A 13,587-nucleotide genomic window follows, 5' to 3' on the forward strand; every position below is an offset into this window, starting at 1 on the left:
AATGAGTGGTATAAATCATTTAGGTGCCTTCCCTGAAAGGATCGTTTTTTCCACTAAGAAAAATCTTTTTGACGTAGGTCATGTAACTTTTGCAAAGAACATACAAGATATTTCTAATACAACAGCGAAACCCAGTTTTATAAAAAAAATATTTAATAAAATGGAACGATTTTCAACATTATTTATGATTAGCCAAACGGGTAGAATGGGAATAAGTAATAGAAAAGATGATGTTTTTAATGTTAATTTTAATAAATATAATGAAGCTGTTTCTACGTTAAAGCATAGGCAAAATAATGTTGATAATATAGAGAGTAGTAAGAGTGTTTATTTTGATGATAAAAGTGAACTAGATAATATTATTGATTTAAAAAATAAAGTAATGGTTGAGCGTCATAAAGTAAGCCACTTTATCTCTTTAATAGAGAATGAAAATTCAAGTTTCAAAACTAGATATAGCTTCTTTAATTACTTAAATGAATTGCAACGAGCTGAGTATTTTTGTCGAAGTTCAGAGAATATTGAAGATAATCAACTTGCAGATATATTCAAAAATATTATTGAGGAAAGAGTTGAGCGACTAAAAAAAGAAGATATAAAAAAAATATTTAATGAGGTCGTAATAAAGTATAGAAATGAAATACAATTTAAAAATAAAGATAAAAGCACATTAGCTAATTTTTCAAGTAATAAAGATAAAGAAAAATTTATGTCTAAAATTAATTTTTTAGTCTCTTTATCAGAATATAATTCTAGTATTATGAATCAGGTATTTGAACAAGATTTTCCAAAACAGTTACAGAATATAATGCATGTTATTCTTAATGAAGAGCATAGTCATCAAGGGGTTACTTTTCTCCCACAACAAATTAAAAATACTTGGATCCATAAATATATGAATGAATTTTATGGGGAAGAGAAAAAAATAACAACCCAAAGCATGAGTGTAAATACAGATAGCAATATAGAAATTCAAAATAGAAATGATGACATTTCAAGTGCTCATAGTGGCGCTGACAGAGATGATGTGAATGATAATGCCTCTGATTTGATAAGTGATTTAACATTTGTTAGTTCACTTAGTGATGATTCTTCTAGTCTCCATAGTCGTGGTTACAGCAATGATGTGAGTGATAATGTCTCTGAATTGATGAATAAAGAATATATTAGCAGCGTAGATAAATTAGATACAATTTTAAAAACGGAGTATTCTAATCTTCTAAATAAAGATACCGCAATTATCAAAAAAAACAATATTCAAAAAGCGATCGAAAACATCCTATCTAAGCTTTATGATTTAAGTAGCATAGTGACCGAAAGTTTGTCTTTGCCACAATCTAAAAATAAAGAATTAATGATCCCATTAGAGAAAATAACAGCTATATCTAATATAACTCATAATATTCAAGAACAATTAAATAATATTGATTCAGATTATTCAGTTAAATTGAGCAAGGGTAAAAGCTTTTATTCTAAAATAAGAGGATCCACAGAAAATATTGCTGATATGTTCAGTTCGATGGCAGAATTAATTGAGCACTCTAATAATAAGGATTTTTCTTTTATAAGAGGAAAAATAGAAAATATTTTGAAGAGTATTTTTGGTGAGATTAATTATTCTATGCTTATTGGAAAAAAAGAACTACTAGATAATATTATGGAATTAATGAGTAAGTTTATTCATGATTCCAATGAAAGCATAGAAACGAACAATAAAACAAAAAATGATGACAATGAAATAGATAGCGATATGGGTAGATTTGACTATTCTACTAATAGTTTAGAATGGGATGATACTATTGATTATGATGATTCTAATAATGCTTATGAAGAACAAGAATCACCTTCAATAGATTTTAAATTAGTACCTGAACAATCTTTAGGAAAAAATAATATTGAAGCGGAGTTAAAAAAAACGGAACTTAACATGAAAGAATTAAATAATGATTTGGAAGAAGTCTCATTAAATGAAAAAAAATTAAAAATGAAAAAAGATTATTATAATTTAACTCATTTAGAAAAAAATGAATAAATATTTTAATCTGAAAATATCATAACATCTTCTTTAAATAGTATTTCTTATCACTAATAGGATAATTTTCTAACGTACCAAATATTTCAAATCCCTGCTTTTGATAAAAAGGCAGGGCTTGAAAGCTAAAGGTATCAACCTCAGCATATTTGGCGCCTTTTTCTTTGGCTGTGTTTTCCATTGTTTGCAGTAATTCTGTACCTATGTTTTGTCCACGATAGGTTTTATCTACCCACAAATAACGAATACGTAGCCAATTTCCTAAAATATCCCCAGTGATCCCACCTATCTTTTTACCGTTTTTTTCCTTAAAGACAGCAAGTGGAGTGTATTGATCCATATGAATATAGTTGAGGTTATGTGTTAACAAACCTTCATAAATTTCATTGATCTCATTTGATGTGGGATTTGTGGTTATTTTCAGCGACATAATCGGCTCTATGTATTAAAAAAAATAATAATTACTTTATCACTATTTGGTTATTAAATATTTATACAAATGCTAGGATGGAAACAATAATTAAAAAAACTGAGTAACACAACATGTCGTTTTTAAAAACTCTACCAGGTATTCTATTTTGTGCATTAATAGGTGGTGTACTTACCCTTTCTGGTTTGCCCATGGCGCTGATGTTTGGGCCGATCCTTGTTGTTATTATTGCTTATCGCTTTAAATGGGAGTTTGCGGTTCCTAAACATACATTAACGTTTATTCAACTGACTTTAGGTACATCGGTTGGCTTAATGTTTAATCAAGTTCATTTAGGCAGTGCTGATAATTTAATTATTCTATTACTCACTCTTGTTGTTTGTTTAGCCATTCAATTTTTTGTGAGCTATTTTTGGTTCCATCGTCATATTGGTTGGACGAAAGAAGAGTCGATGTTAGGTGCCGTACCCGGTGCGATGGCGGCTATTTTAGCATTAACTGATCATACTAAAACGCCACCCCAAAAAATTGTTATTTCTCATACTATTCGTTTAATGGTGCTGATCATTATGGCGGGTTTTATCGTCGGTACTGATAAAGCTAATATGCCAGAATTTTCTATACCTGAAATGACTATTATTTCATTGTCGTGGTTATTATTGATTGTGGCTTTAGGGTTAGGTTCAGGGCTTTTATTGCAGAAAATCCGATTTCCTGCGCCATTTATGTTGACTTCATTAGGTAGTGCGGTACTGGTTCAATCGTTTGTTAACGAATCTATTGCTTTTCCCATGTTACTTAATGAATTGAGCATGGTTTTAATTGGTATGAATATTGGTGCGCACTTTGTTGTTTTCCCTCTTTCATCATTAATTAAAAATGCTTTTTCTTCTGTTCAAGTGGTTATTATTAATGTGATTTTAACCGTGATTGTCGCATATGGTGCCGCTTATTTAACCGGTGTTCCTTGGGCAACATTAGTATTGGCTTGGGCGCCTGGAAGTATGGAAGCCATGACATTTGCTGCGATAACGATGAATGTCGATGCCGCTTTTGTGATGTCGAATCATATTTTTAGAATGTTGATTATTCAAAGTATTCCATCAGTTGCTTTGTATTGGAATGAATATAGACAGAAGAAAAATAATCAAAACAAAGAAGAATAAAATATAGAAGGGATAATTCTGTTTTTTGATAACCTCTATTTAGTCGCTTTATTTTGAAAAATAAGCATGCTACTTCAAGAGGTTATCTTGTTCTATCAATTGAATGGTGACCTAATAGAGGCATTAATAGTTTAATAAACTGAGTGATTTATTCGCTAATAATTGGCATTTCTTATTGTGTGATACTTCAATACCTTTTAAATCATTGTAACTATTTTCATTCAATTGACTCATCGGCAATGTTGAGTAATTACTGACATCCCATTGCTGTGAGCGAGAAAATACCATTAAGGCTCTTTCAATTTTTGGTTTTGATATCTGCTCATAACCACAATCTTTATTTAAAAAAAGGTAGATGGCGGTTAAATCTGCCAAGTCTTCTGCTTGTGTATACGTTAACGCTTTTGTACTCGAAGAAAAGAGCACAGTAAAAGAAAGCGTTAGAGTGCAGAACAAGGCGAACATTTTTTTCATTAGGTGTGCTGTTCCTTTGTGTGATGATTTAGCAAGTTTTGTTATTTGGCTTAATGTAATTAAAAGTTTTGCAAAGACCCTATGTTTTGTTGGGTTTTAAATTGACCTTCCAGTAAGGGGAAACTTTAGCATTGGTAATAGCTTACAAAACTTCTTTATTCATCTTATTTCAATAAATACAAAATAATTTGTTTTTATTTAAAGGAATACATTATGCAACGTCGCGAATTTTTAAAATTAGGCGCCACATTAAGTGCTGTAACATTATTACCAAGTTGGAGTCGTTTTGCGTTTGCCCAAAGTAACACGCCTTCATTGGCTATTCCACCTCAAATTACCCCCGATGCCCAACAAAAGATTGTTCTGAATATTCAACAAGGTATTTCTAAATTTATACCTACTGCGAATACTACTACTTGGGGTTATAACGGCAGCTTATTAGGCCCTGCATTGAAACTTAAACGTGGTCAGCCCGTCACAATTAATATCAATAATCAATTACCAGAAACAACAACTGTTCACTGGCATGGACTTGAAATCAGTGGTGAAGAAGATGGCGGCCCACAAGCAATGATTGAGCCAGGAAAATCTCGTACTGTGACCTTTACACCCAATCAAGCTGAATCAACGTGCTGGTTCCATCCTCATACGCATGGTGTTACTGGACAACAAGTCGCCATGGGGTTGGGCGGATTAGTGATTATTGAAGATGATGAAACCGCAAGCCGTAAATTGCCTAATCGCTGGGGCGTTGATGATTTACCTGTTATTTTACAAGATAAACGTTTAGACAGTGATGGACAAATTGATTATCAACTTGATGTAATGAGTGCGGCAATTGGTTGGTTTGGCGATATGATGTTAACCAATGGTGCCATTCAACCACGACATATCGTACCCAAAGGTTGGATAAGATTACGTTTCTTAAATGGTTGTAATGCACGTAGCTTAAACCTTGCCACAAGTGATAGCAGACCAATGTATGTGATTGCCAGCGATGGTGGATTACTTGCAGAGCCAGTTAAAGTGACTGAATTACCGATTTTAATGGGGGAGCGTTTTGAAGTTTTAGTGGATACCTCTGATGGGCGTGATTTTGATATTGTCACTTTACCCGTTCGCCAAATGGGGATGGTTTTAGCGCCATTTGATAATGTATTGCCTGTATTGCGCTTGTTACCATCAGCAGAAAAAAGCCAAGGTCTTTTACCTGAGCAATTGGCGCATATTCCTGCATTACCAACATTAAGCAATCTTTCAACGCGTACATTACATCTACGTATGGATATGCGTTTAGATATGCAAGGTATGATGTTATTAACAGAGCGTTATGGGGATAAAGCATTAGCGGGCATTCATCATGGAATGAGTCATATGCGTCAAGGTAATGGCAATGGCATGATGGGCGGTGGAATGAATTGTGGTCATGGTAGTGGGGATCTTGATATCTATAATGCGAATAGTATCAATGGTATTCCATTCTCAATGACTGAACCTGCATTTGATGTGAAACAAGGCGTTTATGAACGTTGGGTTGTTTCCGGCCGTGGTGACATGATGTTACATCCATTCCATGTTCATGGTACACAATTTCGTATTTTATCTGAAAATGGTAGATCGCCAGAGAAGCATCGCCAAGGTTGGAAGGATATCGTAAAAGTTGAAGGACAATTTAGCGAAATCCTAGTGAAGTTCGATCATTTGGCGACAAAAACACATCCATTTATGGCGCACTGTCATTTATTAGAACATGAAGATACTGGAATGATGGCGGGTTTTACTGTTAGTAAATAATCAATCACTATAAAAGCTATCAATATCAGTAAGATAAATCAATAAAGGGCATGGGATTGATATTTTGTGCCTTTATTTTCATTAAATCAGATCATCGCATGATGAAGGAAGTTCTGGTACAATCGTTTGCTTTCCCCGTTAACCCAATCGAAATTAATCATGAAACATATTGTTGATGTCATGATCTCTGAAGAAGAGATCAAACAGCGTATTGCTGAGCTAGGTCGTGAAATCACAGAACATTACCGCCCACGTCAAGGTCAACATGATCTTGTCTTAATCGGCTTGTTAAAAGGTTCTTTTATTTTTATGGCAGATTTATGCCGTGAAATTGAGGTGAACCATGAAGTCGATTTTATGACTGTATCAAGTTACGGTAATGGTATGACGTCAACGCGTGACGTTAAAATCATTAAAGATCTCGATGAAGATATTCGTGGTAAAGATGTTCTGATTGTTGAAGATATTATCGACTCAGGTAATACCTTAAATCGTGTTAAAGAGATTTTAAGCTTACGTGAGCCAGCTTCTATTTCTATCTGTACGTTATTGGATAAGCCATCTCGTCGTGAAGTGGATGTTCCTGTTGAGTGGATTGGTTACTCTATCGAAGATAAGTTTGTTATCGGTTATGGCATTGATTACGCACAGCGTTATCGCCACCTGCCTTATATTGGGCATGTAACGTTATTAGATGAGTAATTTATTGATTTAAAATAAAGACCCTAATATTTTTAAATATTAGGGCCTAAAATGATTGCTTATAATGAATGCATTAACGCGGATGGCTTAATTTTGCCATCGCTTGACGATAAGAAAGTTCAAGTTTTTCACGGCTATCTGAAGTGACATCAAGGTCATGCAACTCACCGTTATTTAAACCGTAAACCCAACCGTGGATCATCACTTTTTGTCCACGTTTCCACGCAGCTTGCATAATCGTTGAGTGACCAAGGTTGTATACTTGCTCGATAACGTTTAGCTCACAAAGTAGGTTTAATCTATCTTGCGGCGCAAGTTCACCTAACATTGAACTGTGTTTGTACCAGATATCACGGATATGCAGCAACCAGTTATTGATAAGCCCTAATTCGGTGCCGTCAATAGCCGCTTCAATACCACCGCAACCATAGTGACCACAGACAATAATGTGTTCAACTTGTAATACATCAACCGCATACTGGATCACAGAAAGGCAGTTTAAGTCCGTGTGGATGACCAAGTTTGCTACATTACGGTGAACAAATAAGTCACCTGGTGCGGCGTTGATTAATTTTTCTGCTGGAACACGGCTGTCAGAGCAACCAATCCATAAAAAGTGAGGTTTTTGACCTTTACAGAGATCTTTAAAAAACTGAGGATTTTCTTCAGTAACAGATTCTGACCATTGCTTGTTATTGGCTAACAGCTCTTCAATTTTTCTCATCATGACGTGACTGCCTGTAAATTCGGTTTCCCACCATTTGCGCTGACAGTACGCCAACACGAAATAGCTCTTGTGTTATTGTTGGATGCGAGAGATCCATTAAGAAAGGGTATTTTTATACCATTACTTTCGAATTAATCAGAAGGCTTTTTAAAGCCAAGTGACAGATAATTGCTTGTAATTTTTCGCTTTCAAATAAGATAAATCTTTTTATAGCATTTGTTTAATGAATTTATCAATACATTCCTTGATGTGAATTAAATGTATAAAAAGATAACTGGTTGTTAAACCTGCTATTGTATTATTCAAAAATAGAGACTTATAAATATTATATAAATAAAACTAATGATTATAATTGTTGGTTTTATTTTTTACACTGAAAGTAAAAATGAGAAAAAATAAAGCGCATCATTGATGGAGATTGTGAATGGCGAGATAATATTCATCAGTAAACTTGAGAAACAAAGGCAATAATTTTATTGGTATCAATTAGGCTAAATGATTACACTAAGAGATAAATTTATTAAACCATCAGAATATCAGTAAGAAATAAAAGAACCTTGAGCCTCGATGGCTAATTTACTTTCTCTTCATCTCTTATTCTTTATTATTGCAATAGTTAAAAAATATTTATTTATTCGTTTGTGTCATAAGCCCTAAAACGGTTTATTTACGACCTTATTTTCTCTAGAATATCCTTATTCCATTTTGTTCTTTGAACTAAACTTATTTTCTGATTTCAGCTCAGTCAATGCTGAATAATGCAGTTGATAAAAGGTAATTCCCACTTATGACGTATGCATTGGAGTTAACGGAGTTAACGAAAACTTATCACAATGGCGTAAAAGCGCTAAAAGGAATTGATCTCACCGTTGAGGCTGGCGATTTTTATGCTTTATTAGGCCCTAATGGCGCAGGCAAATCGACCACGATTGGTATTATTAGCTCTTTAGTTAATAAGAGCAGTGGTAAAGTCAAAGTATTTGGTTATGACACCGATACCGATATGGTCAATGCAAAACGTCAATTAGGATTAGTGCCACAAGAATTCAATTTCAACCCCTTTGAAACCGTATTGCAAATTGTTCTCAATCAAGCGGGCTATTATGGTGTACCACGTAAATTGGCATTAGAGCGTGCCGAAATTTATTTAACCCAGTTAGATTTATGGGAGAAGCGTGACGATAGAGCACGTTTTTTATCTGGGGGAATGAAGCGCCGTTTAATGATTGCGCGTGCATTAATGCACCAACCTAAATTACTTATTCTTGATGAACCCACCGCGGGTGTTGATATTGAATTACGCCGCTCAATGTGGACGTTTTTAAAACAATTAAATGCGGAAGGTACTACCATTATTTTAACCACACACTATTTGGAAGAAGCTGAAATGCTGTGTCGGAATATTGGTATTATTCAGCGTGGTGAACTGGTTGAAAATACCAGTATGAAAGGGTTATTAAGTAAATTAGAGTCTGAAACCTTTATTTTAGATTTAGCACCGAAAAGCCCACTGCCTGAATTACAAAATTATCAATATCGCTTGGTTGATACATCAACCTTAGAAGTTGATGTTAAAAGAGAGCAAGGACTAAATAGTGTATTTGCTCAACTTAATGCACAAGGTATTCAAGTGTTAAGTATGAGAAATAAAGCCAACCGTCTTGAAGAATTATTTGTTCATTTAGTTAATGATGAGCATACAGTAGAAGGAGAGAGGGAATGATTCAGCTGTATTGGGTAGCCCTCAAAACAATTTGGATTAAAGAAGTCACCCGATTTGGTCGCATTTGGGTACAAACATTAATTCCACCTGTGATAACCATGTCTCTCTATTTCGTTATTTTCGGTAACTTGATTGGTAAACGAATTGGCGATATGGGCGGTGTCGATTATATGCAGTTTATTGTTCCTGGCTTGATTATGATGGCAGTAATAACAAACTCTTATGCAAATGTTTCTTCTTCTTTTTTTGGCGCTAAATTTCAACGTAGTATTGAAGAATTATTAGTTTCACCGGTTCCAACTCATGTTGTTATTGCTGGATTTGTCGGCGGTGGTGTGGCTCGTGGTATTTGCGTCGGTGTTTTAGTGACTTTAGTTTCACTGTTTTTTGTACCATTAGAAATACATTCTTGGACAATGGTGGTGGTGACATTACTGATGACCTCAATTGTGTTTTCACTCGCGGGATTATTAAATGCGATTTTTGCGAAAACCTTTGATGATATTAGTATTATTCCAACTTTTGTTTTAACACCATTAACCTATTTAGGCGGTGTGTTCTACTCACTGTCACTCTTGCCTGAATTTTGGCAAGGGGTATCTAAATTAAACCCAATTGTTTATATGATAAGCGGTTTCCGTTATGGCTTTCTGGGCATTACTGATGTCTCTTTAACCGTGACGATTAGTGTACTGTGTCTTTTTATTGCTGTGTTTTATGTGATTGCATGGTATTTAATTGAAAAAGGTCGCGGTTTAAGAAGCTAATCAAAAAAACAAAAGAAAAAGTGATAAAAGTTGAAATCGGTATCTTAATTAGAGATACCGATTTTTTTTAGCTATTTTTTCAGCATAAATGTTAATTTTTATTTAAAAAACGACTTCTCTATTAACAAAATGATTTTTCTTGTTTAGTATACTAAACACTTTAATCGGGATGGAAAGGAAATGTAATGACAACGGCAAGCCAAACAGGCAAAGCGCCTGAGGCAATCTCTCGTAATAAGCTTTTATGTATCGCAGGTATGGGGTGGACTTTTGATGCAATGGATGTGGGATTATTGGCTTTTTTACTCACAGCACTAAAAGAAGATTGGGGATTAACTGCATCACAATTGGGTTGGATTGGTAGTGTAAACTCAATTGGAATGGCGGTTGGCGCGTTCGTGTTTGGCATTATGGCTGATAGAAAAGGGCGCAAACCGGTTTTTATCTTTACTTTGTTGCTGTTTAGCTTAGGTTGTGGGTTAACTGCATTAGCAAGCTCTTTGATGGTGGTACTTGTTTTACGTTTTTTCATTGGAATGGGTTTAGGTGGGGAATTACCCGTTGCTTCCACACTTGTTAGTGAAAGTGTGGAAACCCATGAGAGAGGCCGTATTGTTGTTTTATTAGAGAGTTTTTGGGCTGTCGGTTGGCTAATTGCTGCGTTGATTGCTTATTTTATTATTCCTGATTATGGCTGGCGTATGGCTATGCTATTAAGCGCATTACCTGCGGTCTATGCTCTTTATTTACGTTCAAAATTACCTGAACCGACCTCATCGTCTATTTCACAGAAAAAAACACGTTTATCAATTCGCCAGTCAATGGCATTAATTTGGTCACCACAATATCGTCGCTCTACACTCATGTTGTGGATCTTATGGTTTTGTGTGGTTTTCTCGTATTACGGTATTTTCTTGTGGTTACCTAGTGTTGCTATGTTAAAAGGCTTTAGTTTAATTAAGAGCTTTCAATATGTGCTTATTATGACATTAGCGCAGCTACCCGGTTATTTTACGGCAGCTTGGTTAATTGAGCGCTATGGGCGAAAGTTCGTTTTAGTGACTTATTTAGCAGGAACAGCGATTAGTGCTTATTATTTTAGTGTGGCTGATTCTACTGCGACATTGCTTATTTTTGGTATGTTGTTATCGTTCTTTAATTTGGGGGCTTGGGGGGCTTTATATGCTTATACGCCAGAACAATATCCCGACGGAATTCGGACAACCGGTGCTGGAACAGCAACTGCAATAGGGCGTATTGGCGGAATATTAGGGCCTTTAATGGTGGGATATTTGGTTCAATATCAATTTGAAATAAGCTCAATATTTCTGATTTTCAGTTTTTCGATTGTGATTGGAATATTAGCGGTGATGTTATTGGGTCAAGAGACAAAAAATAAGCCGCTTAACTCAATTTAATCATGCTTTGTGTGACTAAAAATATAGAATTTCTCTTTCTTGTAATATGATAGTCGTTAAGATTTTTATGAGAAAGAGGAGATCACGATGTCTCATTATGATGAAATGGTTAAACAGGTTGATGATGCTATTGCCACAACCAGTATTCAAACCATGAATGAACTTTTAGTGGAATTAGGTAAAGATAAAACGATTGAATTTCCACTACGTTATGAGCAACAAGAGCGTTTACGTACGGCTATTTTCCATCACGGTGAAAAACAACGTTAATCGGATTGTTGCTAAGAAATAAGCATTAAAAAAGCGTTTGCAGCGTATTGATAAACAGGTGCAAACGCTTTTTTTGTTACTACATTCTTTTTACTGCATTGTATCAACACGAATTAAAACGTCTTTCGACCTTCTAGCACTGCGATCCTATTTTCAATGGAGGGATGTGTTGAGAAAAACGAGTCTCCTTTATTAAAAATAAAGGCCGCTTTACGATAAGCTCGTCCCGTTGAACCATCTTCAAAATTTTCAGTGTCATGTTGTGCTGAAATTTTCTTTAATGCATTAATCATTGCTTGATTATCTTGGGTTAAATCAACGGCAGCAGCATCTGCCATATATTCACGGGTGCGGGATAAATAGAAATAGAGTACCTGTGTAATGATCGGTAAAACCAAGTTGAGAATAATTAAAATAAGTCGCGCTTTGCTTGCTGCATCATTGCTTTTACCACCACGGTTACCAGAGGCAATATATAAGCGACTACCAAAGATATTTGTTACCGTCAGAATAACGTTAGCTAATATGCCAACATATAACGTCAGTCGTGAGTCACCATGAATAATATGCCCTGTTTCATGAGCTAATACAGCTTGCACTTCTTGGCGATTAAGGCGATTTAATAAGCCTGTTGTTACACCAATAAAGGCATTTTTTTCAGACCAACCAGCTGCAAAGGCATTCGCTTCGGGTGTATCAAGAAGATAGAGTTTAGGAATATAGCCAAGTGTTGCACTTAAGCTAAGCTCTTCAACAATATTAAGGAGTTGGCGTTCTTGTGCATTTAATGTGCCATCAGGGCTAATTAATCGTGCATTCATTCCTGTTAGCATGATTTTATGCCCTTTAAAATGAATAAAGATAAGCAATAAAATAGAGATAGCGAGAATAATGAATGTCGCAATGGGAAGGGATTGAAACGTCAGAAATGCCAACATATTATCAGTCAGATCTAAATAAGGATTTGCTCCAATAGCTGTATCCACCAGCAAACCGATCATAAGCATTAAGAGTAAATAGGTTGCTATAACAAAACGAGTTCGAATAGCATTTTTTCGTAGAACATTTCTGAAATCCATTAGTGACTCCAAACAGCACCGTTAAGTGCTGTTTTTATCAATCTAGAAGTAATAAATATCTTTTATCACTATAAAATTAATCGAAATTAATGCGACGCGCTTCTTCCGCTTTAATAGTTCCTTCATCAAGGCGCCAGTACTCTTTATCAATAACGAGGCTTGGGAAAATCTTGACGATAAATACCGCAGGAATAGAGGCGATGAAAGCACGGTATTGCTCTAAAGTACGGTTGTAACCGCGCTTTGCAAAAGAGAGTTTATTTTCTGTTGAAACAATCTCTTCTTGTAAATTTGCCATAATGGTGTCGGATTTTAATTCAGGGTAATTTTCAACCGCAACATTAATGGCGCCACTTGAGACAATTTTTGATAACTCATCTTCAGCCGCTTTGGCTTCTTTGGTATTTGCGCTTTGAGTTTGTGTTCTTAATTCAGTGATTTTAGTAAATACATCAGATTCATGGCTAAGGTATTTTTTAACAGTGGCTAATAAACTATCAAACACTTTGCCTCGACGATCTAGTTGTACTGAAATTTCAGTTTCACTTGAAATAACCGCTTCACGCATAGAGATAATACGGTTGTAATAATAAAAAATAAGACCCAATAACGCGATGGTAATAATTAATCCAGTCATGCGAAGCGCTCTCTTTTCTAATCGTAAACAGGGAATTGTGCTAAATCATTAATGTTAATTTTGCCTACTATTGATAAAGATAGCCAGATGATTATTCCATCAAAGATGAAAAGAGTACCGATAAAGTACAATCAATAATATTGGGTCAGATAAAAAATACCCCGAATAAATTCGGGGCAAAATTAAAGGTAATGTTAAGGTAAATAAAAATATCAAGTGAAACATCGGGGGGGCGATAACTAGGTTAAATAAGCAAGCATCAGGTTTTGCTTCTCCTGTTCGCTTTCAACATGTTGATATTGATTTTTTACCTGATACGCCTGTTCCTCATAAAATCAGTGCAGCGGGTGCTGTTTTTGCCACCTTTA

The 13,587-nt window shown here is 35.1% G+C and carries 13 protein-coding genes; 8 read left to right on the forward strand and 5 right to left on the reverse strand.

The genetic code is table 11. From position 1 onward, the window contains the following. Position 1: 1 nt before the first annotated feature. Positions 2-2,032, forward strand: a complete 2,031-nt coding sequence (locus B6258_RS04540) for a hypothetical protein (RefSeq protein ID WP_099074253.1) — start codon at positions 2-4, stop codon at positions 2,030-2,032. A gap of 19 nt (positions 2,033-2,051) precedes the next feature. On the opposite strand, the gene B6258_RS04545 is transcribed toward B6258_RS04540, so the two are convergent. Next, a complete protein-coding gene (locus tag B6258_RS04545; RefSeq protein WP_099074254.1) occupies positions 2,052-2,462 on the reverse strand; it encodes a GNAT family N-acetyltransferase in 411 nt (136 codons plus the stop codon). Between the two features lie 113 nt (positions 2,463-2,575). Here B6258_RS04545 and B6258_RS04550 point away from each other — a divergent pair, with 113 nt between their 5' ends. After that, on the forward strand, positions 2,576-3,628 hold the full coding sequence (locus B6258_RS04550; RefSeq protein WP_099074255.1) for an AbrB family transcriptional regulator: 1,053 nt from the start codon (positions 2,576-2,578) through the stop codon (positions 3,626-3,628). 123 nt (positions 3,629-3,751) lie between these two features. On the opposite strand, the gene B6258_RS04555 is transcribed toward B6258_RS04550, so the two are convergent. Continuing rightward, entirely contained in the window at positions 3,752-4,102 is a 351-nt protein-coding gene (locus B6258_RS04555) for a YacC family pilotin-like protein (RefSeq protein ID WP_099074256.1), read from the reverse strand. A 213-nt stretch (positions 4,103-4,315) separates the two neighbouring features. Here B6258_RS04555 and cueO point away from each other — a divergent pair, with 213 nt between their 5' ends. Both cueO and hpt read left to right on the forward strand, forming a co-directional pair. Continuing rightward, a complete protein-coding gene (gene cueO, locus B6258_RS04560) occupies positions 4,316-5,896 on the forward strand; it encodes a multicopper oxidase CueO (protein ID WP_099074257.1) in 1,581 nt (526 codons plus the stop codon). A gap of 159 nt (positions 5,897-6,055) precedes the next feature. Further along, a complete protein-coding gene (gene hpt / locus B6258_RS04565) occupies positions 6,056-6,598 on the forward strand; it encodes a hypoxanthine phosphoribosyltransferase (protein WP_099074258.1) in 543 nt (180 codons plus the stop codon). A 73-nt stretch (positions 6,599-6,671) separates the two neighbouring features. Here hpt and can read toward each other — a convergent pair whose 3' ends face one another. After that, positions 6,672-7,325 (reverse strand): carbonate dehydratase, encoded by a 654-nt coding sequence (gene can, locus B6258_RS04570; RefSeq protein ID WP_099074259.1) that lies wholly within the window; start codon positions 7,323-7,325, stop codon positions 6,672-6,674. A 787-nt stretch (positions 7,326-8,112) separates the two neighbouring features. Here can and B6258_RS04575 point away from each other — a divergent pair. The 4 genes from B6258_RS04575 to B6258_RS04590 all read left to right on the forward strand — a co-directional run bounded on the left by B6258_RS04575 (position 8,113) and on the right by B6258_RS04590 (position 11,503). Beyond that, entirely contained in the window at positions 8,113-9,048 is a 936-nt protein-coding gene (locus B6258_RS04575; RefSeq protein ID WP_099074260.1) for an ABC transporter ATP-binding protein, read from the forward strand. After that, complete coding sequence (locus tag B6258_RS04580; protein ID WP_099074261.1) at positions 9,045-9,815, forward strand: ABC transporter permease; 771 nt, start codon at positions 9,045-9,047, stop codon at positions 9,813-9,815. The genes B6258_RS04575 and B6258_RS04580 overlap by 4 nt, the downstream gene beginning before the upstream one ends. Positions 9,816-10,000: 185 nt before the next feature. Continuing rightward, the gene (locus tag B6258_RS04585; protein WP_099074262.1) at positions 10,001-11,233 is read left to right on the forward strand and encodes an MFS transporter; all 1,233 of its coding nucleotides are present in this window, start codon (positions 10,001-10,003) and stop codon (positions 11,231-11,233) included. Positions 11,234-11,320: 87 nt separating this feature from the next. Then, positions 11,321-11,503 (forward strand): DUF2526 family protein, encoded by a 183-nt coding sequence (locus B6258_RS04590; protein ID WP_098941055.1) that lies wholly within the window; start codon positions 11,321-11,323, stop codon positions 11,501-11,503. A gap of 113 nt (positions 11,504-11,616) precedes the next feature. On the opposite strand, the gene htpX is transcribed toward B6258_RS04590, so the two are convergent. Continuing rightward, on the reverse strand, positions 11,617-12,582 hold the full coding sequence (gene htpX, locus B6258_RS04595) for a zinc metalloprotease HtpX (protein ID WP_099074263.1): 966 nt from the start codon (positions 12,580-12,582) through the stop codon (positions 11,617-11,619). A 76-nt stretch (positions 12,583-12,658) separates the two neighbouring features. Further along, positions 12,659-13,219: a LemA family protein gene (locus B6258_RS04600; protein WP_099074264.1), complete on the reverse strand. Its 561-nt coding sequence runs from the start codon at positions 13,217-13,219 to the stop codon at positions 12,659-12,661. Between the last annotated feature and the right edge of the window lie 368 nt (positions 13,220-13,587).

The organism is Proteus alimentorum (genome assembly GCF_002607735.1).
Classification (GTDB): domain Bacteria; phylum Pseudomonadota; class Gammaproteobacteria; order Enterobacterales; family Enterobacteriaceae; genus Proteus; species Proteus alimentorum.